Source organism: Anoxybacillus sp. B2M1 (genome assembly GCF_001634265.1).
GTDB classification, from domain to species: Bacteria; Bacillota; Bacilli; order Bacillales; family Anoxybacillaceae; genus Anoxybacteroides; species Anoxybacteroides rupiense.
On the sequence record NZ_CP015435.1, the window covers coordinates 472,980 to 496,398 of the forward strand.

The window sequence follows — 23,419 nt, forward strand, 5'->3', positions numbered from 1 at the left end:
TGATTTACTCTATTCAATGAAGTGATGTTTTTCTTGCTTGACTAGTCGGATCAGGATCGCTGATTTATACCATTCATCCTCTCCTTTTTATCGATCATGCTCAAAGGCTCAGCTGCATATTGATTGAGGAAATAAGAAGGGATGATATAATATAATAATACCATAAAAATGTAGGAATGTTTCGAAAATAGGATGACCAGTAAAAAGGAGGAGCGAAGATGGGCGAAACGAAACACACCGGCCCAATCAAACTGAATCAGCGTCCCCAACCCTCGCTTTGGGCGAGCCTTTTGCCGATGGGAGTTGGAAAGGTAAAGCCGCATCATCTCCGTGATACTTTAAAAGTGATGCTGGAAAACAAAGACCAGCTTGCTTATGCCTACCGCATTTTAACGCAGGGAGTATGCGATGGCTGTGCGCTCGGTGTATCCGGACTTCATGATCAAACATTGACAGGTCCGCATCTTTGTACGACTCGTTTAAACGTACTTCGTCTAAATACGATGCCAGCAATGGACCCAAAATGGCTGGAAGATGTGGAGGAGCTGCGCAAAATGGACAGTACAGAGCTGCGCAAGCTTGGCCGCATTCCCTATCCGCTGTCACGAAAACCAGGAGAAAAAAAGTTTACAAGAATTAGTTGGAATGAAGCGCTTGAACGGATTGCCCGAAAAATCCGCTCACTTGATCCGAAACAGATCGCTTTTTATTTGACAGCGCGCGGTATTACGAATGAAGTGTATTACACTGCCGCTAAGGTAGCGCGCTTTTTAGGAACAAACAACATCGATAATGCTTCACGCATTTGTCATTCACCAAGCAAAACAGCGTTAAAGCGTTCACTTGGAATCGGTGCATCAAGCTGCAGCTATAAAGATTGGATCGGCACAGATGTTCTTGTCTTTTGGGGATCTGTGGCCGCCAACAACCAGCCGGTATCGACGAAATATATGTATGCTGCAAAAAAAGCAGGTACGAAAATCATTGTTGTGAATCCGTACCGTGAGCCGGCTATGGAAAACTACTGGATTCCGTCCATTTGGGAAAGCGCTTTATTCGGAACAAAAATCGCAGATGATTTTTATCAAGTCCATATTGGCGGAGATATCGCCTTTATAAATGGAGTTATCAAGCATTGGTTTGAGATGGAGGATGCAATTAATTGGGAGTTTGTCTCCAAACACACGAACGGTGTTGACGAGCTGCGTGCGCATGTCGCGAAATATGATTGGCAGACGCTTGAGCAGTCATCGGGGCTTTCAAAGGAACGAATGTATGAGTTTGCTAGATTACTAGCTAATGCCAAGTCAGCTGTATTTGTTTGGAGCATGGGATTGACTCAGCACCGGTTCGGTACGGATAATGTGTCACAAGTCGTTAACCTTGCCTTGCTTCGCGGGTTTATCGGACGTGAGCATTGCGGCGTCATGCCGATTCGCGGCCATAGCGGCGTGCAAGGTTCGGGGGAAATGGGGGCTGACCCATTTGTTCTTCCGGGCGGCGAATTTGATGAGGAAAATATTACCCGTCTTGAACAAATATGGGGCTTTCCGATTCCTCGCTGGCAAGGGGACACAATCGGACAAACGATTGAAAACATCTTGCTTCCAGATGGTCATGAACGAAAAGTGAAGCTGCTGTATACGAGCGGCGGCAATTTTCTTGAGACGATGCCGAATCCTGATTTCGTTCGCCAGGCGCTTGAACAGTTGGAGTTGCGCGTGCATCAAGATATTATTTTCAATACTTCAACGCTCTTAAATGCGAAGGAAGAGGTGATTATTTTACCGGCGATGACGCGATACGAACAGCCGGGTGGCGGTACCTCGACAAGCACAGAGCGGATGGTCTATTTCAGTCCGGAAATTGACGGCCCGCGCATTGAGGAAGCGCGCGCCGAATGGGAAATTTATGTTGATCTCGCCTCTAGAGTCAAGCCGGAACAAAAGCATCTCATCAAGTTTCAAAACGCCCAGCAAATCCGCGACGAAATCGCGGTGGCCAACCGAAATTACGATGGCATTCAACATTTGCGGAAAAAAGGCGATGTGTTTCAATGGGGCGGCGCGTGGCTTTGTGAGGGCGGCATATGCCCGACCCCAGACGGCCGCGGAAACCTTATTCCGATCGAATTGCCAGAGCTGCGCAAGACAGAAGGCAGCTTTTTTGTCACAACAAGGCGGGGCAAGCAGTTCAATTCGATGGTCTATAGCGAGAAAGACCCGTTTAATAACGCCGACCGTTATGATATTTTGCTGAACGAAGAAGACGCCAAATCGCTCCATATTCGCGACGGTGAACCGATCGTTGTGTACAACCGGCATGGCATGATGCAGGGGAGCGCCAAATACGCGGACATCAAACGCGGCAACATCGCCGTTTATTGGCCGGAGGGAAATGTGCTCATTCCACAAGGAGTGTATGAAACATACGCGCACATTCCGGAATACAATACGGTGGCCATCGTTGAAAAAGCGGAGCATTATCATGCGCAAAAGGATCAAAACTATGCAGAAAAACGGATGGAAGAGCTCGAATTAAATGTAGAATAACGTTTGCGAAAGCGCCATTCCAAATAAGAGGGAATGGCGCCGTTTTTTTATGGGGGCATCAAGCGCCGAAATGTTAGGGGTTCAGCAAAAGAGAGGCAGGACGCAACGATGAAAGGGGTTGTATCGACTTAGACCACACTTGATATGCATGGTGCTTCTTGAGAACAAAGGCGGCTCATAGAGTTGTGTCCATAGTATAGAGACGATCGAGCCGCACGTTTTTGCTATACATGCAATTTTTTTCTGTATAATTTCCTCTTTTTGTTAAAAGATAAAAATAACATGATCAGACAAGAGGAGGAGAAGAAATGACGATAACAGAAAAGCGACTTTTGCTCTTCTCATTCCTTGTGATCGCTTTGTTTGTATCGCCTTATTTTATTTTAGGCGAGAATGCGCATATGCGAGTACATGATAATTTAGATTCCAACATCGCTTGGTACAAGGTGCTCGCCAACAGCGGTCAGCTGTTTGGGCCGGTGGGGGCGGTCATTCCGCAAATCATTAACGGTCTGCCGCGAAATGCCTTTGGAACAGAATTTAGCGGAATCGTATGGCTCCATGCGTTATTTCCATCGATTTATGCTTATGGACTCAGCCAGCTGATTACAAGGGTATTTGCTTTTATCGGAATGTACTTATTGCTGAAAACGCATGTTATGAGGGAGAAAGAATGGGCATGGATTCGCATTGGTGTAGCACTTGCTTTTGCATTAACACCATTTTGGCCGTCCGGAATGTTAAGCACGCTTGGTATGCCGCTGGCACTTTGGGCGTTTTTAAATATTCGCGCTGGCAGGCGGTCGTGGGTGGATTATCTCGTGCTTACACTATTGCCGCTATACTCTGGTCTTGTACTTGGTTTCTTCTTTTTCCTCAGTGCTCTGGGCATTTGGTGGCTTGTGGATGCATCGAGGTATAAAAGATGGAATCTGCGCTTTTTGGCCGCCATCATCTATATGACGGTGTTATATTTAGCCGTTGATTATCGGCTTGTTCATTCACTTCTATTTTCCGAAGAGCCAACAAGCCGCGATGAATATTTTCATGCTGATCTTTCTTTTTGGCGTGCGGTTCGTTTGACATTTAAAAATTATATTCTTGGTCATACGCATGTCATGACCGTGCACGGACTCGTGATTTTACCAATCACGCTTTTCGCCTTGTATTTTGTGGGAAAAAAGAAGCAATGGCGGCAAGAAAAGCTGTTTTTATTTCTCCATGTGCTTAACTTTGCCCTTTCAATGTGGTATGCGTTTTGGTTTTATCGAGGGTGGCTGCCACTTACAGAACGGTTTGATCTTCTTAATAAGTTTAATTTTGCCCGCTATCACTTCTTGCGACCTATGGTGATTTACGTATTGTTTGCTCTTTCATTGCGAATCATATGGCAGCATGCTAAAGCATGGAAAAATGTTGTGTGGCTGGCGCTTGCGCTGCAGCTTTTTATTTTAGCTATATTTAACGAAGAAATTATGTATCAAAATAAGCCGTCGTTTCGTCAGTTCTACGCTGAAAAACAATTCGCGGAAATTAAACGTTATATCGCGCGGCCTGTTGATACATATCGCGTTGCCAGTATCGGCATTCATCCGGCCATTGCTCAATATAACGGCTTTTATACGCTGGATACGTACAACAATTTTTATCCGCTCGAATATAAACATCAATTTCGGCAAATCATTGCTCCTGAGCTAGCAAAAAACCAGACGCTGCGCAAGTATTTCGATAAGTGGGGCGGCCGTTGCTATTTATTTGTCGATGAGCTTGGCAAGCACTATATGTTTAAAAAGAATTCAAAGAAGAAAATTCAACATTTAGAGCTGAATACCGATGTATTCCGCGAGATGGGCGGCCGTTATATTTTTTCGGCGCTGCCGATCGAAAACGCAGCCCAAAATCAGCTACGGCTTGAAAAAGTGTTTCATTCCAAGGAATCCGCATGGACGATTTATTTATACAAACTAGCATCATAGGGAGGAGAGCATCATGAGCGAACCTGTATTAACGATTGTTGTACCTTGCTATAACGAAGAAGAAGTGCTTCCGGAAACGATTCGTCAGCTGCGCGAACTGCGCGAACAGCTTGTCAGGGAGCGGCTTATTTCCGAATATAGTGCTTTACTATTTGTCGATGATGGAAGCCAAGATGCAACATGGACGATCATTTACAAAGCGAGTTTGCATTATCCGGAGGTCAAAGGGGTCAAGCTTGCCCATAATGCCGGCCATCAAAATGCATTATTAGCTGGTTTGTTTTCCGCAAAAACTCGCTCAGATTGTATCATTTCCATTGACGCCGATCTACAGGATGATGTGTCGATCATCCGCCAGTTTGTACAAAAATTTCATGAAGGGTATGAGATTGTATACGGAGTTCGCAATCGCCGCGATACAGATACGTTTTTCAAGCGTCATACAGCACAGGGATTTTATAGGATGATGAAGGCGATGGGCGTTCACCTTATATATAATCATGCCGATTACCGCTTGATGAGCAGGCGTGCGGTTGAAGAGCTGGAACGATTTGAAGAAGCCAATTTATTTTTGCGAGGAATTGTTCCATTGCTTGGATTTCGTTCAACTGTTGTTTATTATGATCGAAAGGAACGACTTGCCGGTGAAACAAAATATCCGCTAAAAAAAATGATTTCCTTTGCTCTTGACGGTATTACGTCATTTAGTGTGACACCTATTCGCTTTATTTCCATGATCGGGTTTGTTTCTTTTTTTGTCAGCCTATTATTTGGTGCTTACTTCCTGTTTTTAAAATGGACCGGTCACACACAAACGGGATGGACATCGTTGATTACATCGATTTGGCTGCTTGGAGGACTGCAGCTGATTGCTTTTGGGCTAATCGGTGAATACATCGGAAAGATTTATAAAGAAACGAAACGGCGCCCTCGTTATATTGTGGATTTAGATTTATTTAATTTGCCATTGCCGCGATCTTCCTCGTTTCATGAAGAGCCAAGAAGAACGGAATCATTGCCGGGAGGGAGCACATAATTTTTTGCTTGCATTCTCGGGCGAGAAGGGGTAGACTGTGCTTGTAAACAGTGAAAAGGATACGGGAGTCTGTGGAATCAGGCTGAGAGTACGGCTATCATCCGCCGTTGACCGTTTGAACCTGTTGGGTAATGCCAGCGTAGGGAAAGTGATAGAGGCGATATAGATGCACTTTGCTTACGCGCAAAGTGCATTTTTATTTGCCAATCCAGCTGGACAAACGAATAAGGGAGAGGATGGAAAAGATGAATTTGCAACATGTGGCAGAAGTGTTGGATCAAGTGCGCAAGGCTAATCCGCTTGTGCATAACATCACAAATGTAGTTGTAACCAATTTTACAGCAAATGGTCTGCTTGCGCTTGGCGCTTCACCAGTGATGGCCTATGCCAAGCAAGAAGTAGCGGATATGGCGCGAATTGCCGGAGCGCTTGTTTTAAATATCGGCACGCTAAATGAACAGGAAATTGAAGCGATGCTGATTGCCGGCAAGGCGGCAAATGAACAGGGAGTTCCTGTGATTTTCGATCCGGTTGGAGCGGGAGCGACGCCATATCGCACGGAAACCGCCCGAAAAATAGTCCGTCAATTAAATATTGCCGTCATCCGCGGCAATGCAGCAGAAATCGCGAATGTTATCGGCGAGCGGTGGGAGATTAAAGGAGTCGATGCCGCCGAAGGAAGCGGCGATGTGGTGGCGTTAGCGAAAAAAGCAGCACAGCAGTTAAAAACGACAGTCGCTATTACCGGAAAGGACGATGTTGTCACAGACGGAGCGACGGTTTATGTGGTTCATAACGGTCATTCGCTGTTAACAAAAGTCACTGGGACAGGCTGCCTTGTCACGTCTGTAATCGGAGCGTTTGCGGCTGTTGAAAAGGACTATGCAGCAGCGGCCACAGCGGCGCTTGTCAGCTATGGCGTGGCGGCGCAACTAGCTGCTGATGAAGCGGCAGAGCATGGGCCTGGAAGCTTTCAAATCGCCTTTTTAAATCAGTTGGCCAAAGTTGGCGCGGAGGCCATTAGTCAATATGGCTCCTTTACCAAAGTTGAATGAAGGGGAGAGACATGGTGAATCAAGTCTATAAAGCATTAACGATTGCTGGGTCAGACAGTGGAGGTGGAGCCGGCATTCAGGCGGATTTAAAAACATTTCAAGAGTTACGCGTCTTTGGAATGTCTGCATTAACGGCGGTAACGGCGCAAAATACGCTTGGCGTGCAGGGAGTGTATCCGCTTTCTGTAGAAGCCGTTGAGCAGCAGATTGAATCCATTGGTACGGACTTAGGAGCAGATGCCGTCAAAACGGGCATGTTGTTTAATGCAGATATCATCCAAGCCGTAGCGAAAAAGGTGAAGCAATTTGGCTGGCGTCGGCTTGTCGTTGACCCGGTTATGATCGCTAAAGGCGGGGCACCACTTTTACAGGAAGCAGCGGTGTCAGCGTTAAAAACACATTTGTTGCCGCTGGCGATGGTAGCCACTCCTAACATTCCAGAGGCAGAAGTATTGACGGGGATGAAGATCCGCACATTAGAGGATCGTCAAGAAGCGGCAAAACAGCTTCACAAAATCGGAGTCACGTACGTGGTCATTAAAGGAGGCCACGATGATGATGAAAATGAGGCGGTTGATTTGCTATATGATGGCCGTGAATTTTCCTATTTCAAGAGTGCCCGAATTGAAACGAGACATACGCATGGAACAGGCTGCACGTTTGCCGCGGCAGTAACAGCGGAGCTTGCTAAAGGGCGCAGCGTCCATGAAGCGATCGAAACAGCGAAAGCATTTATTCAAGCCGCGATTGAAAACGAACTGGGGATCGGAAATGGACATGGCCCAACCAACCATTGGGCGTATCGGCAAAAATGGATGTCGTAGGTGATGAAAATGGCGCAAACTTCAATGAATAGTCTGAAAGAGCAATTACGTGTTTATTTTATTATGGGAAGCAACAATTGTGAACGAAGTCCGTTAGAGGTGCTGACAGAAGCGATTGAAGGCGGAATTACGATGTTTCAATTTCGCGAAAAGGGCAAAGGGGCTCTTTCGAAAAAGGAGCAGTATGCATTAGCCAAAGAGTTGCAAGCGCTTTGCCGGAAGCACCATATTCCGTTTATTGTGAATGATGATGTGGAGCTAGCATTAGAGCTTGATGCTGATGGGGTCCATATTGGACAAGACGATGAACGGGCAGATGTCGTACGAAAAAAAATAGGAAATAAAATTCTCGGCGTTTCAGCTCATAATTTGGCAGAAGCGAAACGCGCCATTGAGCAAGGCGCTGACTATCTTGGAGTCGGTCCTATTTTTCCAACCAGCACAAAAGAAGATGCAAAAGAGGCACAAGGAACGGCCGTTCTTCGTCTTATGCGTGAGCATGGTCTGTCGATACCGATCGTGGGCATTGGCGGAATTACCGCGAACAACGCAAAGAAGGTTATTGCCGCTGGAGCAGACGGGGTGTCTGTCATTAGCGCGATCAGTTTAGCTCCTTCCCCTAAAAAAAGTGCGGAATGGCTGGCAAGAGCGGTTTCTGAGGCACTGAACGAATAAGGATGCCGATCATTGGGCTACCCCATATCCCGACAGAAGACTATCGCCTCAAGGAACATGACGGGCATCGTCTCATGAGTAAGGGGGAGAGGAATGTCGGTTGGCATTAGCCAAAGTAGTGGACAAGAATCTATATGCTATTCTATACTTATAAGTGGTTCTAGAGGATTGTGACAAGGAACACCGTCCGTTACGTAAAAGCTTCAACGTTCCCTTGTCTGTGCACGGTTCGAAGCAACGAAAACCGAGCCCAGTCGAACGTGTGAAGCGGACGAATGTACAAGCTTTCTTGTCGTTTCCCGTTGGAACAACGGGGAAGGTCTGCTAGCTGAAAAATCGAAGGATGTTTCCATGTTCGCAGGAATCTCCCACTTCGAAGCGAAAGTGGTAGTAATTCAAAGATGATATGATATAATGGAAAAGGAAAAGACGAAAATGAAGCGCATGGAGTGAATGATATGAACATAGGATTTGGCGAGATTGCCTTGATCGTATTTTTTGCCCTGTTACTTTTCGGCCCGAAAAAGCTGCCAGAGCTTGGACAAGCAGCTGGAAAAACGCTCCGCGAATTTAAAAATGCTACAAAAGGCATCATGGATGACGAAGAACAGAAAACGAAAAAGCACGACTGAAAAAACCGCTTGGCATAGCCGAGCGGTTTTTTAGTCTAATTCACATTCTTTGAGGGGAACGACCTTTGTCTTTTTCACGATTTTATAGCCAAGCCAAACCGCTAAAAACAATGGCAGTCCAATGTAGGAAACGAGAATGCCGTACCAATCGATTGACTTCCCCATAAAGGCTCCATAGTTCTGTCCCAAAATGACAATCGTGCAAAGCACTAGAGCGAACAATGGTCCAAATGGAAACCATTTGGCTTTATAAGGAAGATCATTGAGATCGCGCCCTTGCGCGGCATATGCTTTGCGGAAACGGTAGTGACTGACCGCGATGCCTAGCCACGCAATGAATCCCGACATACCAGAGGCATTTAATAACCATACATAAACGGTGCCATCGCCAAAGAACGAAGCCAAAAAAGCAAGCGTTCCTAGTGAAGCTGTGACTAGTAATGCATGAACAGGAACACCGCGGTGATTTAGCTTGGCCAGAAATTTTGGCGCTTTTCCTTCTTTTGCTAGATCCCAAAGCATTCGAGTAGACGCGTACATACCGGAATTTCCGGCTGATAAAACCGCTGTTAAAATGACGGCGTTCATAACGGATGCAGCCAACGCAATGCCAGCTTTATCAAAGACGAGAGTAAATGGGCTGACTGTAACGTCGCTATTCGCTAGATTTTCATTTGTATACGGAATAAGCAGTCCGATTGCTAAAATAGCCAGTATATAAAATAGCAAAATACGCCAAAATACTTGACGAATGGCGCGAGGAATGTTTCGTTTCGGATCCTCGCTTTCGCCGGCTGCAACCCCAAGCAGCTCTGTTCCTTGGAAAGAAAATCCCGCGGCCATAAAAATGCCGAGAGTCGCCATGAACCCACCATGGAACGGAGCGTCGCCGATGGTGAAGTTTCTAAATCCAACCGCTTCACCACCCATAATGCCTACAATCATGAAAAAGCTGACAATAAGAAAAATAATAACCGTTACTACTTTAATAAGGGAAAACCAATATTCGGCTTCACCAAATCCTTTTACAGATAAATAGTTAAGTAAAAACATAATCACTAAGCATAATGCGCTCCATAAAAGTGAAGGGCTATTCGGAAACCAAAATTTCATGATCATGGTCACAGCCGAGAGTTCTGCGGCAATTGTAATGGCCCAGTTATACCAGTAGTTCCATCCTAAAGCAAATCCGAGCGCAGGATCGACAAATTTCGTTGCATACGTACTAAACGTTCCGGTAACGGGCATATAAGCGGCCATTTCCGCAAGGCTGGTCATCAAAAAATATACCATCACTCCAATCGCGATATACGCTATGAGCGCTCCACCCGGTCCAGCGGTATGAATCGCTCCGCCGCTTGCTAAAAACAACCCAGTACCAATCGTTCCCCCAAGAGAAATCATTGTTAGATGTCTTGTTTTTAGTTTTCGTTGCAGCTGGTTAGGCGAAGCCGGTGTGGCGGCTTCCTGTTTTTGCATGACGCTTTCCATGTTTTCATCGCTCCTTTTTTTTCATGTTGTCATGGAAAGGAGCCGGGCAATAAAAAAAGCCGCCGAAGGAGATTCGGCGGCAATGCAATCATTACCCGTATCAACCCTTCCGTGAAGATAGCGCCCCACGGTTGCTTTACGCAAACCGTGACAGTGCTGCCCCTATTCGGTGACAGCCCCAGTTCGCACATCCAGAGAAATGTGCCAACTTCGGCGGCTTTTCCTTTCGAGCGAAGTCTTCAATGTTCTCTGCATCTCGTTCGCTGTACTCATAAAAGCCGCAACCTCTACCTCATCGGGTGAATGAGGATGCTATTCATTTTGTTCCATGATGATTATAAAACAATTTTTGTACAAAAACAATATTTATTTATGCTTCAATCGCAAAAAAGCCAAACCCTTCTATGTTTACTATATACGTGGAATAGAGCGAGAGGCATGGAACGATAGAAATCCTGTTTCGTGAACTACTCACCACTTAGCTAAAGCTTGAAGTGGGAGCTTCTCAGTTCCACGACGAAAGCCGCCTTTCGTCTCCCTGAGCGTGACTTCGGGTCGTTCCAACCCTAGATGTCCGACAATTCGGAGTTCTTTTGTACCTTGGATATTTTACGCATGGAAGGATCCGCTTGGTTTTCGCATTTTATTTTCTCCATGCAACCTCCTATATCCAGTTATGAAAGAACGACATAGGTTTATTTTACCACAGGGTCAGACAATTGAACAGGCAAAAGCCTGTCCTTGTCCGAAGTCGATTCATCTCCCACTTTCATCAAGCTTCGCAAGATTTAGAAATGGGAGACTTCTCGACTGAAGAATGTTAAAACGACCATATGGTGAACAAGCAAAGAAAAAAGGATTCACGATATAAGTGAATCCTTTTTTCTTTATTATTCTGACATTTCTACAAGTTTTTTCGATAATAATAACAGAACAAAGCCAAGAACAATGGTAATGCCGCCAATTAAGCTGAAAATTTCTAGATAGCCTAATGACTCCGTAAAAGCTGCTAATTGACCTGCTAAAATATTCGCGATACCAGTTGCTGATAACCAAACTCCCATTAGCAGGGAAGCGAGACGAATCGGTGCGATGCGGCTTGTAAGTGATAGCCCAACCGGTGATAGGCAAAGCTCACCAAGCGTATGCAAAAAGTATGTTAAAACAATAAATAATGCATTTGCTTTTACCGTAATGTGTTGCTCGTCGCTTCCGGTTTGCAGCAGAGCAGGAACCAAAACAGCAAATCCGAGACCAAGCAAAATCATACCTAATCCCATCTTTGTCGGAGCTGATAAATCACCGCGTTTAGAGTTAGCCAATTTTACCCATAATGCAGATAAAACGGGTGTTAATAGAACGATAAATAATGGATTTAATGATTGAAACCAAGAGGTTGGCATGGTCCAGCTGCCGATGGATTTATCGACGAACTTATCGGTATACAATGTAAGCGAGCTTCCTGCTTGTTCGAAGCCAGCCCAGAAAAAGACAACAAAGCACATTAAAATTAAGATCACACGAATGCGCTGTTTTTCTTTTTTTGTTAACGGCTCTTTTGGCGCAGTTGAAGCTGTTTTCTGTTTGCCAATCGGCTTTTTGCCGATTTCTCCTAGATAACGATTTCCTAATAGATTAAAAAATACTTGACCAATTATCATACCGATGGATGCGGCAAGGAAACCATATTTAAATCCATACTGCACGACGCCATTGACAGTCGTTTTAAAATAATCTTCAGCTAAAAATCCACAGATCAGCGGAGCAAAAAAGGCGCCGATGTTAATTCCCATATAGAAAATGGTAAAGGCTGCATCGCGGCGCTTGTCATTTGGTCCGTACAATTCACCGACAAGCGTCGAAATATTAGGTTTAAAGAAACCGTTTCCGATAATTAATAGTAAAAGCCCCGTATATAACCCTATTTTTGTATTGACCGCAAACAGTATAAGATTGCCGACGGCCATAATAATTCCGCCGATGGTAATAGCTAAGCGACGACCTAAAAAGCGGTCAGAAAGGTATCCACCGATAATAGGGGTAAAATAAACAATCCCTGTAAAGACCCCATAAATACTTACGGCGATTCTTTGATCAAATCCTAAACCGCCACTAATGGTTGCTGTCGTTAAATAAAGAACTAGGATCGCCCGCATTCCATAGTAGCTAAAACGCTCCCAAATCTCGGTGAAGAATAAAAGATAAAGCCCGGGAGGATGTTTTTTGCTTTGTTCCTGTTGCATCGGTTGAACCTCAGGTAATGCTCCCATTTTTCTTCCTCCTAAATTGATGATCGTGCAAAGAACATTTTATTTTATAAAATATCTATAAGTCAATAAAATTATATAGAAATAGAAAAATATAAACTTTTAAACTTATCTTTATCGATTTAATAGTGTTATTAATCTAAATATTATATTATTTGTATAATGAATCTTTCCATCATACTCTATATACTAGCTATTTCGTTCAATGGAAACAGGGCATTCATGGTGCTTGTTCAATTCATACTCGTTTGAGGAAGAAATGTTGACCCATTCCATTGGATGACATCGCTTAAATGAAAAGATCGAAAGGTTCGTTCCATTTTCTCTATAGTTTCTCCATATAAACGGAATAATAGTTCTATTTTTAGGCGATCCATGCGCCTTGGAAAATGTTTTGTATGGTCTTGAAAGCTTAGGATTATGGATAAAAAAGTGAACAAATAGTGGTCAAGTTTTCTGAGATGCGCTACGATAAGATACGGAAGGAGGAGAAAGATTGAAGAAATACCTCATCGCGCTTTTGACTGCTTTTGCGGTTCTCGTGTTAACGGGATGCCAATCATCTTCAGAAAAAATTCCAGCTATTGTTCAACGGGTCATTGATGGGGATACGTTAAAAGTTGCAGTCGGCAGCAAAGAAGAAACCGTCCGTTTGTTGTTGGTTGACACACCTGAATCTGTACATCCAACCAAGCCCGTGCAGCCGTTTGGCGTGGAGTCAAGTCAATATGTGAAGCAATTACTGCCATCAGGGACAAAGGTGGAGCTGGAATTGGATGTGAGAGAACGAGACAAATACGGCCGGCTGCTAGCTTATGTATGGATCGGAAACAAAATGCTTAATGAGCTGCTGCTGGAGCAGGGCTATGCTCGGGTGGCTTACGTATTTGAGCCTAATACGAAATATGTCGATGAATTCCGGCAAATTCAGGAGAAAGCCAGGGAGAAGCAACTGGGGATTTGGTCAATAGAAAATTATGCAACAGATCAAGGATTTAACGATCAAGCTTCTTCTTCATCATCGTGCTCCAAGCCAATGATTAAAGGCAATATTTCAAAAAGCGGAGAAAAAATTTATCATGTTCCTGGAAGTCCGCAATATAAGGTAACAAAGGCAGAAAGAATGTTTTGTACTGAGAAAGAGGCACAAGATGCAGGGTTTCGCAAACCGCTACGCTAAATCCCTCTCTCCATATTTAAGGGGAGAGGGATTTAGTTTGAACTGGGAAGGGAAATCATAAAGGAAGTAACATGCTGATTGGAAGAGCAGGTGATTTGGCCGCCATGATCTTCAATAATTTTTTTACATACATACAGGCCAATTCCTGTGCCAAGCTTTTTCGTTGTGAAAAATGGCTCAAAGATGGCGTGAATGGCTTCCGAAGGAATCATTGGACCGTTATTAGAAATCATGATGGCAATCTTTCCGTCCATCAATGACACATCAATATTGATCCGCCGCGGCTTTTCCTTTTCTTTGACCGCCTCGATGGAATTGAGAAGAATATTCATGATGACCTGTTTGAGCTGATTCCTATAGACAAATACAGTCAATGTTGAATCGATATTGGTAGACACATCAACATCTTCATCCACAAAGCTTGGGTACAGAAAGGATAGGATCTCTTCGAAAAACTCGGAAAGAGATATAGTCTCCTTTTTCTCTTCAACCGCTTCTTTTCTTGAAGCATGAAGAAATTGAGAAATGCGAAATTTCAATTGTTGGAGCTCATGTTCAATAATATCCAAATATTTTAAGGTTGGATGTTCAAATTTTAGCAGCTGAATAAACCCGATAATAGCCGTCAATGGATTGCGAAATTCATGAACGAAACTCGAAGACATTTGGCCAAGCAATGTGAGCCGATCTTTATGAGACTGAGAAATAAACAAGTTTCTTTTTTGAATTTCCGCATCTTTTAGTTCGGTGTATTTTGTAACCGCATAAAACGAAAAACGATCAAATAAAGCGTTAATATCGTCAATTAATGGTTGAAGCTCGTCAATTGGAAGACCAGACTGCAACGCATACCGGATTAATAGACTTCGACCGAGGTTTGTATTATAGACAAATTCACCGATATTCACATTTGCTTCTGCTCTTTCTTTTGCGATTTTTTCCGCCAGTGCTTGAATGTGTTCTGACGGAAGGGGATGGCTGAGCATTTCTTTCACAACTTGAAAGAAAGATAGCCCGTTATGCTCTACTTGATCAATATATTTATCATTATCGGCGATACGCACATGGTTTCGCCAATGCGTTAGAAAATCAGATACATGCTCTTCTAGAAACGCAATTAGTTTTTCTTTTGAAGACTCCAAATCCACTCACCTCATTTATCCGCTCGCCATCGCATGTTATTATTATAAAAGGAAATAGCCAAAATGATAAAGAGAAATATTGCTAAATTTGCAGTTTTTACAATGCCCTATTGCTGAATGATATCATACAAAATTTTTTCGTCATTTTTCACAAGTTTCTCACAATATTTGTTTATAATATGTCAAGTGTTTCGCCTAAAAAGGAGGAGAACAATGAGACTTGCCCTTGTGCTTGCCTTTATGTTTGCCAGCTTGTTAATGGGGTGCGAACGCCAGGAAGAGTTTACGCCGATTCCGAAACGGATGAAAGTGTTGATTAGTATAAATATTAAGGATGGAAGTGTGACATTTTTCGATTTAAAACGTGAAAAAAAATATGCCCAATGGGAGCTTGGTCAGCCTATTCAAGGAGGAGTGCTGCTGAATAACGGGAGCACGCTGCTGTTATACGGACAGGAGCTGGACCGGGCATATGAGTATAATTTGGCAACTGGGAAAATGGAGAAGGAATGGAAAACAGGCAAGGGGATTATTAGTGCACTTGTTTCCAATGATCAACAGCATCTATTATTAGCTGACCAAAATCAAAAGGCGATCCGCATTTTTCACATGAACGGCAAAGAAAATGGATCCATCAAAATAGGAAGACAGCCCCTTACTCTGCTGCAAAACAGCACAGGGACACGTGTGTATGCGATTGATTTCCAAGATGAAAAAGCCGCTGTGATCGATATGGAGAAACATCAGGTGACCCATACGTTTTCGGTTCCAAAATTTGCGCTCGGCGGTTTGCTTCGCGAGCGAGAGCAAGAGCTTTGGGTTGGCGGCCATGGAAGCGGAAGTTCGGTAGAAACGGTGATTCATATCTATTCATTACCTAGTGGAACACTTATGAAGACGATTCCTGCCCCAGAGATGCCTGTTAGTTTTGCCGAGACAAATGAAGGAATTTTTGCATTAAGTCACGGCTCAAATACTGTGCGCAAATGGGATCGTACCGGAAAGGAAGAAGCATCGATTACAGTAGGGGCGAATCCGTTTGTGATGATTGGCGAAAACCAATATTTATATGTTGCAAGCTATGATAGCAATGAAGTGACGGTCATTGATGGCCGTACACTCCAAGTAGTGCAACGGTTGACAACTGGAAAAGGTCCGTTTCAATTAATGATAAGAGAGGAAGGGTGAGAATGGAAACGAAGCAAACGATTCTGGTTGTTGATGATGAGGAGGATATGCGTTTTTTAGTATGTATGTATCTTGAAAACTCCGGATTTACCTGTTTGCAAGCACAAGATGGACGAGAGGCGCTGGCGCTTATCCAGAAACAAACCATCGACTTGATTTTGCTTGATATCATGATGCCGAATATGGACGGGTTTTCATTATGTGAGCATATTCGCGGCTATTCGAATGTGCCGATTATCTTTTTGACAGCAAAAGGAGATGAATGGGATAAAGTTCGTGGATTTAAGCTTGGCGGTGACGATTACATCGTAAAGCCATTTAGCCCCGGAGAGTTAATTGCGCGCATTGAGGCGATCATGAGACGCACATATCAAGCCAAAAAGCAAGATGACCTTTCTTTTGGCGGGCTTTTGATTGATGAAAAAGGACGGAAAGTGACGGTAAAAGGAGAAAATGTTATTTTAACATTAAAAGAATTTGACTTGCTTCTTTTTCTTGCTAAGCATCACGGACAAGTATTTAGCAGGGAAGATTTGCTTATTCGGATATGGGGATATGATTATGCAGGAAACGCTCGAACGGTGGATACACACATTAAAACATTAAGGTTAAAGCTAAAGGAAAGTGGAGCATTCATTAAAACGGTGTGGGGGATTGGCTATAAATTTGAGGTGTGACAGATGCGGCGAAAATCCATGACTTTAGTACAAAAGATTTGGCTGGCTATGAGCCTTGTTGTGATTATTACTGTACTTTTTTCTTATTTTCTTTTAAATTATTTTTACCAAAATTTATATGTAAATAAAGTAGAACAAACATTGATTGAAGAAGGCAGAAGTTTAGCAAGCGATTATCAAGGAGGACCAATAACTGAAGAATATCGGAAGCGGGTAGAATGGTATAACGAAAAGACGACATCGGAAGTGCTGCTCGTCAGCAACCCACGGGAATTAAGCGCTTGTTTGCCGTTTCAAATCGATTACGATTCGTTGATTAGCGAAGCAGATCGGCAAAAGCTGCTTGAAGGAAAAGTAGTGACGAAAACAGGCTATGAAAAGCGATTTGGGCGCAAAATCATGGGCGTAATCGTGCCGCTATTGGACGAGCATCGCTTACAAGGAGTGTTTTATCTTTATATTCCGCTTGCGACCATTCAGGAAATGACCAAGGAGGCTGCGTCCATTTGGATTCCGCTTGCTATTTTATTTGTGGCGGCTTTGCTGCTGTTCGGAAAAAAAATGGCGGACCGCTTGGCTGGACCGCTCAAGGAGATGGAAAGAGTTGCTTACAGCATGTCGCAGGGGGATTATGAAGCAAGGATTCCGACTCAAGCGAATGACGAAATAGGAAGGCTCGCTCGGGCGTTTAATGTAATGGCAAAAGCCATTCACGAGGAGGATATGCGCAAGAGGGAATTCCTCGCCAATGTGTCGCACGAATTGCGAACGCCGCTCAGTTATGTCAAAGGATATAGTGAAGCCATTTTAGCAGGAATGGTGAAAACAAAAGAAGAAGAAACAAAATACATGAAGCTCATTCATCGAGAAGCAGGAAGAATGGAACGGCTTGTCCGCGACTTACTTGATTTAGCGCAATTGGAAGGAAAAAGCGTCCCACTGCAAAAGGTGCCGCTCGTATTTTCACAAGTTATTGAAGATACGTTAGCCAAATATGAGCCATTTTTGCATGAAAAGGAAATACAAGTTGTCGCGGATTTAAGTCCAGAAGTGATTGTTGAAGGGGATGGCGATCGCATGGAGCAAGTCATCCATAATTTGCTCGACAATGCGATCCGCTATACGCCAAAAGGAGGCACGATCACACTGCAGCTTTTTGAAGCGGAGGCTCATTCTTGCTGCTTTGTCATCCGAGATTCCGGAAAAGGCATTCCAAAGGAGAAGCTCCCGCTGTTGGGACAGCGTTTTTTCCGTGTCGATCAAGCGCGCACAAGAGCAGAAGGTGGCACGGGGCTTGGGCTAGCGATTGTCAAACAGATCGTCCATCTTCATGGTGGCACGATAGCATTTGCCAGCGAAGAGGGAAAAGGAACAGAGGTGTCCATTTATTTGCCAATGTGGGATGACCAGCAACATGAGGTCGAGTGAACGGAATACAGAATCATGAAAAACTCCAGCTGCTCTCGATGCGACAGATCCAATCGATTCACTCGGTTCTTGCGCTCTGTGATCTTATGAATGAGCAGTATCAGTAAAACTTACAAACCGGGATTCTAGAATAAAAGCTTGTTTGATCTTTCAGCTTCCCTCTTCCTCACATAAATGGCCAAGCGTTGAAAGAGGAAAGGTGAAGCAATATAATCGTTAAAGAAAAATGATAAACAAAGGTTGGCGATATTGATGAAGCGGTATCAGTCTATTTTAGATGTGATCGGCAATACACCAGTAGTCAAACTAAACCGAATTCCCGATCCGAAGGGAGCAGAGGTATATATCAAGCTTGAATCATTTAATCCGGGTGGAAGCGTGAAAGATCGGGCGGCATTTCAAATGATTCAGCGCGCGGAGGAAGAAGGGAAAATCGTGCCAGGAAAAAGTACGATTATTGAGCCGACCTCTGGAAATACAGGGATCGGACTAGCCATGGTATGCGCTGCGAAAGGTTATCGCTGCATGATTACCATGCCGGATAATGCCACAATGGAGCGTGTCAAGCTTTTAAAGGCGTACGGCGCTGAGGTGCATCTAACTCCTTCTTCGCTTCGCATGCAGGGGGCGATTGATGAAGCGCATCGTCTTGCGGCTGTTATTGAAGATAGTTTTATTCCAATGCAATTTGAAAATCCCGCTAATCCAGATGCCCATAGACAGAGCACGGCTTTAGAAATTTTAGCGGCCTTTGAAGGAAGGCTTGATGCTTTTGTGCTAACCGCTGGAACAGGAGGAACCGTGACGGGTACGGGCGAGGAGCTAAAAAAGCATCTTCCTCGTTTGCGGATTTATGTCGTAGAACCGTACGGCTCGCCTGTACTGTCTGGAGGAGAACCGGGGCCGCATAAAATCCCGGGAACTGGGCCTGGATTTGTTCCAAAGATATTAAATCGCGACATTTTTGATGAAATTTTATTAATTAAAGATGAAGATGCCCAAACGATGGCGCGCCGTTTAGCAGCAGAAGAAGGGATTTTGGTGGGGGCTTCAGCTGGCGCGGCTGCACATTATGCGATAGAAATAGCAAAGCGATTGCCGTCTGATGCCCGTGTTCTTTGCATGGCGCCCGATTCTGGAGAACGGTATTTATCATGGGATTTGTTCAATTTTTAGAAAGGCTCGCTGACTGGCGCGCCTTTTATAGCTATTTATTGTGACGTAACTTGGCAGCTCAACATTGGCATTGATATGGAAGCGACGTATCATCAAAATAGATACATTCCATTTTCTAATTTCTATATGGACAACAAACTCTCGTTTGGTTATGGATGAGATCGGTGAATGGCAGGAGAGATAAAGAGGGAGCCGCTCTTCCTTCCTTTGGATTGTTTGGTATTTTGCTCGCTACAAAACTGTTTCAAAGCAAACCGTTTGCATGGATGAAAGTGAATAAAATAGCTGCTCAAATAAACGCACGACATTTTCGGGCTTTTTTTATTGAAAACGAACCTCTATTCTCTAAAATAGAAATAGGTAGGTGAGAAACATGCTGAACCAGCGCAAAACGTTGCAACAAGTCATTGAAGACTGGAAAGAGAATGAATGCGTTGCCTATTGGCATACCATTCCGGAAAAAGAAGCACAAAGCACACCGTTTCCTGAATCGCTTCATCCTGCTTTGCGGCATGCTTTAGAGAAACGAGGCATTTCATCGTTATATATCCATCAAAAAGAAGCATATGAAGCGGTAGAAGCCGGACGAAATATCGTGGCTGTTACACCGACGGCGTCAGGAAAAACATTGTGTTATAACTTGCCTGTGCTGCAGAAGATATTGCAGCAAAAGGAAGCAAGAGCGCTTTATTTATTCCCGACGAAGGCGCTGGCTCAAGATCAAAAAAGCGCCTTAAATGAGCTTATTGGGGAAATGGAAACAACGATTTATTGTGATACGTATGATGGAGATACATCGCCAACCATTCGGCAAAGGGTGAGAAAAGCGGGCCATATTGTCATAACAAATCCCGATATGCTGCATTCAGGAATTTTGCCGCATCATACGAAATGGGTGTCATTGTTTGAGAATTTGCAATTTGTTGTGATTGACGAGCTTCACACATATCGGGGAGTATTTGGCAGCCATGTTGCCAACGTCATCCGTCGTTTAAAACGAATTTGTGAATTTTATGGAAGTCATCCGCGTTTTATTTGCACATCGGCCACGATTGCGAACCCAAAAGAGCATGCAGAAGTGCTAACAGGGGAAGCGATGGAGCTCATTGATCAAAATGGAGCGCCGTCGGGAAGAAAGCATTTTGTCTTTTATAATCCTCCGGTTGTCAACCGAGCATTAAACATTCGCAGAAGTGCTACATTGGAAGCGAAAGCGATCGCGAGCGAACTGTTAAAGCATCGCATTCAAACCATCGTATTTGCAAAAAGTCGTGTTCGTGTCGAAATTTTGCTTACTTATTTGCAACAGCTCATCAAGCACGAATTGGGGAGCAAAGCTATTCGTGCTTATCGGGGAGGCTATTTGCCGAACGAGCGCAGAGAGATTGAACGAGGGTTGCGAAACGGAGAAATTTATGGAGTAGTCAGTACGAATGCGCTTGAGTTAGGAGTGGACATCGGCCAGCTGCAGGCATGTGTGCTAACAGGATATCCTGGTACGATTGCAAGCACTTGGCAGCAGGCGGGGCGGGCTGGTCGACGTCAAGAGGAAGCAATGGTAGTCATGGTGGCCAGCTCCAGCCCGCTCGATCAGTATATTATTCAACATCCTGCATATGTATTGGAGAGGAGTCCGGAAAGCGCACGCTTAAATCCGAACAATCTTGTGATTCTCGTCGATCACGTGAAATGTGCGGCTTTTGAATTGCCTTTTCGCCAAGGGGAAACATTTGCTGGTGTCGAGATCGAGGAAATTCTTGAATATTTGGCAGACGAGCGAGTGCTTTATCAACGAGGAAATAAATGGCATTGGATGAGTGACTCGTTTCCAGCTCATGGCATCAGTTTGCGTTCCGCCTCTCAGGAAAATGTGGTCATTATCGATGTGTCAAATAGAGGAGACCATCGGGTAATCGGAGAAATGGACCGCTTTAGTGCGATGACATTGCTTCATGAGGAAGCGATCTATTTGCATCAAGGGGTTCAGTATCAGGTGGAGAAGCTGGATTGGGAAGAGAAAAAAGCGTATGTTCGCGAAGTGGATGTCGACTATTTTACTGATGCGAATGTAGCAGTCGAATTGAAAGTGCTCGAGGAGGATCGGAAGAGGGAAGCGGACTTATCAATTATCGGATTTGGCGATGTGATGGTGCTCGCGAAAGCGACAATTTTTAAAAAAATCAAACTAGAAACACACGAGAATATCGGCTCAGGACCGATTTATTTGCCGGAGGCGGAGCTGCACACGAACGCCGCATGGATCAGCATCAAACGAGAAGCGTTGCCGCATTGGAACGATGAACGCATGGAGCAAGGGTTGCTTGGAATCACCCATGTCCTCCAGTATGTGGCTTCTTTGTTTTTGATGTGCGACCGCACTGACTTGCATGTCGTACCGCAAGTAAAATCGCTCCATAATGAACAACCGACCATTTTCGTTTATGATCGGTATCCGGGAGGAATTGGACTGAGTGATGCGTTGTATCATGAGATGGAGCAGGTGCTTAGGGAAGCCAAACAAATGATTGAGCGCTGTCCATGTGAATCTGGTTGCCCGTCCTGCATTGGGACTCATATATCATCCGAACGAGCGAAACGCGATGCGCTTAAGCTTTTGGCCATCCTTAACGAAGAAAAGGAGGAGGAGCATGTCGATTAAAGAAAAGCTGGCAAAATTAAAAGGAACGAGTATCGCCGCGGCTTCGCCAGCTTGCAGAGATGATGAAACAGAGACGGACGTGCCTTATTTGGCACAATGGCGTACCATGAATGCTGAGCCGTTTTTTTTCGATGGAGAGTATTGCTTGATTCGCGAAGTCACTTATTCACTCGATCAACCGCATGGAATCTATCGGCTTGGCGAATTGCATGAGATCCATGAAAAATGGCAGCAGGCTTTATTCTCTCATCCGCTTTCTAGCAAAGGCCATGATATAAGCGATTTATTTTTTTTTGATACGGAAACGACAGGACTTGGAAGCGGAACAGGAAATACAATTTTTTTGCTTGGACATGCACGTGTATATGCTGATCGCATTGTGGTGCGTCAGCATTTTTTGCCGCATCCGGGGGCGGAAGTAGCCCTTTATCAAAGCTTTTTATCAGAGGTAGACTATACAACGCTTGTGACCTATAACGGAAAAGCCTTTGATTGGCCGGTGTTAAAGACGCGTCATACCCTCCTCCGTGACACCGTACCGAAATTGCCGGCATTTGGGCATTTCGATTTATACCATGCTTCACGAAGAATATGGAAGCATCGGTTGGAATCTGTCAAGCTAGCCCATGTAGAGAAAGAAATTCTTGGGGTGGAGCGAACAGAGGATATTCCCGGGTTTTTAGCACCTATGATGTATTTTGAATTTCTCTCATCAAAGCAACCAGACGGAATGATCGGGGTGCTGAAGCATAATGAAATGGATGTGCTGTCTCTTATTGTTCTATACATCCATTTATCGAAGCAAATTTTGCAAGCGTACGATATCGAACATGTGACAGAAAAGTTAGAGATGGGCCGATGGTTTGATTCTGTTGGCGAAGCTGGGGAAGCGAGAAAAATATATGAGCAAGTAGCCGAAAAGGAAGGGAAGGAATCCGCAAGAGCGAAATGGCAGCTTTCGCTTATTTATAAAAAAGAAAAGCAGTATGAAAAGGCCGTCAAACTTTGGAGAGAGCTGTTGCAGGCTGATTTTGATCCGCGGAGCATCAAAGCTGCAGTGGAGCTGGCCAAACTATATGAACATGTTTATAAAAAGCCAGAAGAGGCTTATGAATATGCGCAAACAGCTTATCACATGTGGAAAAAGATCGCTCGTACCCATCGCTTCAGCGAGCCCTCCGACGAGTTGCTCAAGCGATTGAAGAGGCTTGAACGGAAAATCAGGAAATGATGATTTCCCCGGAAAGCGCAAAAAACGACAGAACATACAGAAAATTTATTTTTTATTGCGAATATTGTAGAAAAATCGCAAAAGGTGTACAATTATGTGTTGTGAATAGTGCGAAAAAACAAGTAGTAATGGGGAGACGAGCCTTGAAAAGGATGTATAAAAAAATTTTGTATTTATTTTTTGTCGTGGTTGGCTTAACGGTCGTTGTATTTACCAATTTAACATGATAT

Annotated in this window: 17 protein-coding genes and 2 riboswitches; of the genes, 14 read left to right on the forward strand and 3 right to left on the reverse strand. The window is 44.2% G+C overall.

Annotated elements, in window-relative coordinates:
- Positions 1 to 218 precede the first annotated feature (218 nt).
- The 7 genes from GFC28_RS02360 to GFC28_RS02390 all read left to right on the forward strand — a co-directional run bounded on the left by GFC28_RS02360 (position 219) and on the right by GFC28_RS02390 (position 8,750).
- Positions 219 to 2,552, forward strand: coding sequence for an FdhF/YdeP family oxidoreductase (locus tag GFC28_RS02360; RefSeq protein WP_044746458.1), 2,334 nt, complete (start codon positions 219 to 221; stop codon positions 2,550 to 2,552).
- Between the two features lie 308 nt (positions 2,553 to 2,860).
- Positions 2,861 to 4,528, forward strand: coding sequence for a DUF6044 family protein (locus GFC28_RS02365; RefSeq protein ID WP_044746459.1), 1,668 nt, complete (start codon positions 2,861 to 2,863; stop codon positions 4,526 to 4,528).
- A gap of 13 nt (positions 4,529 to 4,541) precedes the next feature.
- Positions 4,542 to 5,564, forward strand: coding sequence for a glycosyltransferase family 2 protein (locus GFC28_RS02370; protein WP_044746460.1), 1,023 nt, complete (start codon positions 4,542 to 4,544; stop codon positions 5,562 to 5,564).
- A gap of 51 nt (positions 5,565 to 5,615) precedes the next feature.
- Positions 5,616 to 5,727: riboswitch (TPP riboswitch) on the forward strand.
- An 82-nt stretch (positions 5,728 to 5,809) separates the two neighbouring features.
- Positions 5,810 to 6,619 carry a hydroxyethylthiazole kinase gene (gene thiM / locus GFC28_RS02375; protein WP_044746461.1) on the forward strand — a complete coding sequence of 270 codons (810 nt, stop codon included), beginning with the start codon at positions 5,810 to 5,812 and terminating at the stop codon, positions 6,617 to 6,619.
- Between the two features lie 11 nt (positions 6,620 to 6,630).
- Positions 6,631 to 7,443 (forward strand): bifunctional hydroxymethylpyrimidine kinase/phosphomethylpyrimidine kinase, encoded by an 813-nt coding sequence (gene thiD, locus GFC28_RS02380; RefSeq protein WP_044746462.1) that lies wholly within the window; start codon positions 6,631 to 6,633, stop codon positions 7,441 to 7,443.
- A gap of 9 nt (positions 7,444 to 7,452) precedes the next feature.
- Complete coding sequence (gene thiE / locus GFC28_RS02385; RefSeq protein WP_044746463.1) at positions 7,453 to 8,118, forward strand: thiamine phosphate synthase; 666 nt, start codon at positions 7,453 to 7,455, stop codon at positions 8,116 to 8,118.
- A gap of 458 nt (positions 8,119 to 8,576) precedes the next feature.
- Positions 8,577 to 8,750: a twin-arginine translocase TatA/TatE family subunit gene (locus tag GFC28_RS02390; RefSeq protein ID WP_044746464.1), complete on the forward strand. Its 174-nt coding sequence runs from the start codon at positions 8,577 to 8,579 to the stop codon at positions 8,748 to 8,750.
- 30 nt (positions 8,751 to 8,780) lie between these two features.
- On the opposite strand, the gene GFC28_RS02395 is transcribed toward GFC28_RS02390, so the two are convergent.
- Together GFC28_RS02395 and GFC28_RS02400 are read right to left on the reverse strand one after the other, a co-directional pair.
- Positions 8,781 to 10,241: an amino acid permease gene (locus tag GFC28_RS02395; RefSeq protein WP_044746465.1), complete on the reverse strand. Its 1,461-nt coding sequence runs from the start codon at positions 10,239 to 10,241 to the stop codon at positions 8,781 to 8,783.
- A 110-nt stretch (positions 10,242 to 10,351) separates the two neighbouring features.
- Positions 10,352 to 10,539: riboswitch (Lysine riboswitch) on the reverse strand.
- Positions 10,540 to 11,131: 592 nt separating this feature from the next.
- Positions 11,132 to 12,511, reverse strand: a complete 1,380-nt coding sequence (locus GFC28_RS02400; RefSeq protein WP_044742545.1) for a peptide MFS transporter — start codon at positions 12,509 to 12,511, stop codon at positions 11,132 to 11,134.
- 493 nt (positions 12,512 to 13,004) lie between these two features.
- Here GFC28_RS02400 and GFC28_RS02405 point away from each other — a divergent pair, with 493 nt between their 5' ends.
- Entirely contained in the window at positions 13,005 to 13,688 is a 684-nt protein-coding gene (locus GFC28_RS02405; protein WP_044742546.1) for a thermonuclease family protein, read from the forward strand.
- A 32-nt stretch (positions 13,689 to 13,720) separates the two neighbouring features.
- On the opposite strand, the gene GFC28_RS02410 is transcribed toward GFC28_RS02405, so the two are convergent.
- Positions 13,721 to 14,830: a histidine kinase N-terminal domain-containing protein gene (locus tag GFC28_RS02410; protein WP_044742547.1), complete on the reverse strand. Its 1,110-nt coding sequence runs from the start codon at positions 14,828 to 14,830 to the stop codon at positions 13,721 to 13,723.
- 213 nt (positions 14,831 to 15,043) lie between these two features.
- On the opposite strand from GFC28_RS02410, the gene GFC28_RS02415 reads away from it, so the two are divergent.
- The 6 genes from GFC28_RS02415 to GFC28_RS02445 all read left to right on the forward strand — a co-directional run bounded on the left by GFC28_RS02415 (position 15,044) and on the right by GFC28_RS02445 (position 23,189).
- Positions 15,044 to 16,018: a YncE family protein gene (locus GFC28_RS02415; protein WP_044742548.1), complete on the forward strand. Its 975-nt coding sequence runs from the start codon at positions 15,044 to 15,046 to the stop codon at positions 16,016 to 16,018.
- A gap of 2 nt (positions 16,019 to 16,020) precedes the next feature.
- Positions 16,021 to 16,695, forward strand: coding sequence for a response regulator transcription factor (locus GFC28_RS02420; protein ID WP_044742549.1), 675 nt, complete (start codon positions 16,021 to 16,023; stop codon positions 16,693 to 16,695).
- 3 nt (positions 16,696 to 16,698) lie between these two features.
- Entirely contained in the window at positions 16,699 to 18,123 is a 1,425-nt protein-coding gene (locus GFC28_RS02425; protein ID WP_044742550.1) for a sensor histidine kinase, read from the forward strand.
- A gap of 252 nt (positions 18,124 to 18,375) precedes the next feature.
- Positions 18,376 to 19,299, forward strand: a complete 924-nt coding sequence (gene cysK / locus GFC28_RS02430) for a cysteine synthase A (RefSeq protein ID WP_044742551.1) — start codon at positions 18,376 to 18,378, stop codon at positions 19,297 to 19,299.
- Between the two features lie 376 nt (positions 19,300 to 19,675).
- Entirely contained in the window at positions 19,676 to 21,958 is a 2,283-nt protein-coding gene (locus GFC28_RS02440) for a DEAD/DEAH box helicase (RefSeq protein WP_156487558.1), read from the forward strand.
- Positions 21,948 to 23,189, forward strand: a complete 1,242-nt coding sequence (locus GFC28_RS02445; protein ID WP_044742554.1) for a ribonuclease H-like domain-containing protein — start codon at positions 21,948 to 21,950, stop codon at positions 23,187 to 23,189. The genes GFC28_RS02440 and GFC28_RS02445 overlap by 11 nt, the downstream gene beginning before the upstream one ends.
- Positions 23,190 to 23,419: the final 230 nt, after the last annotated feature.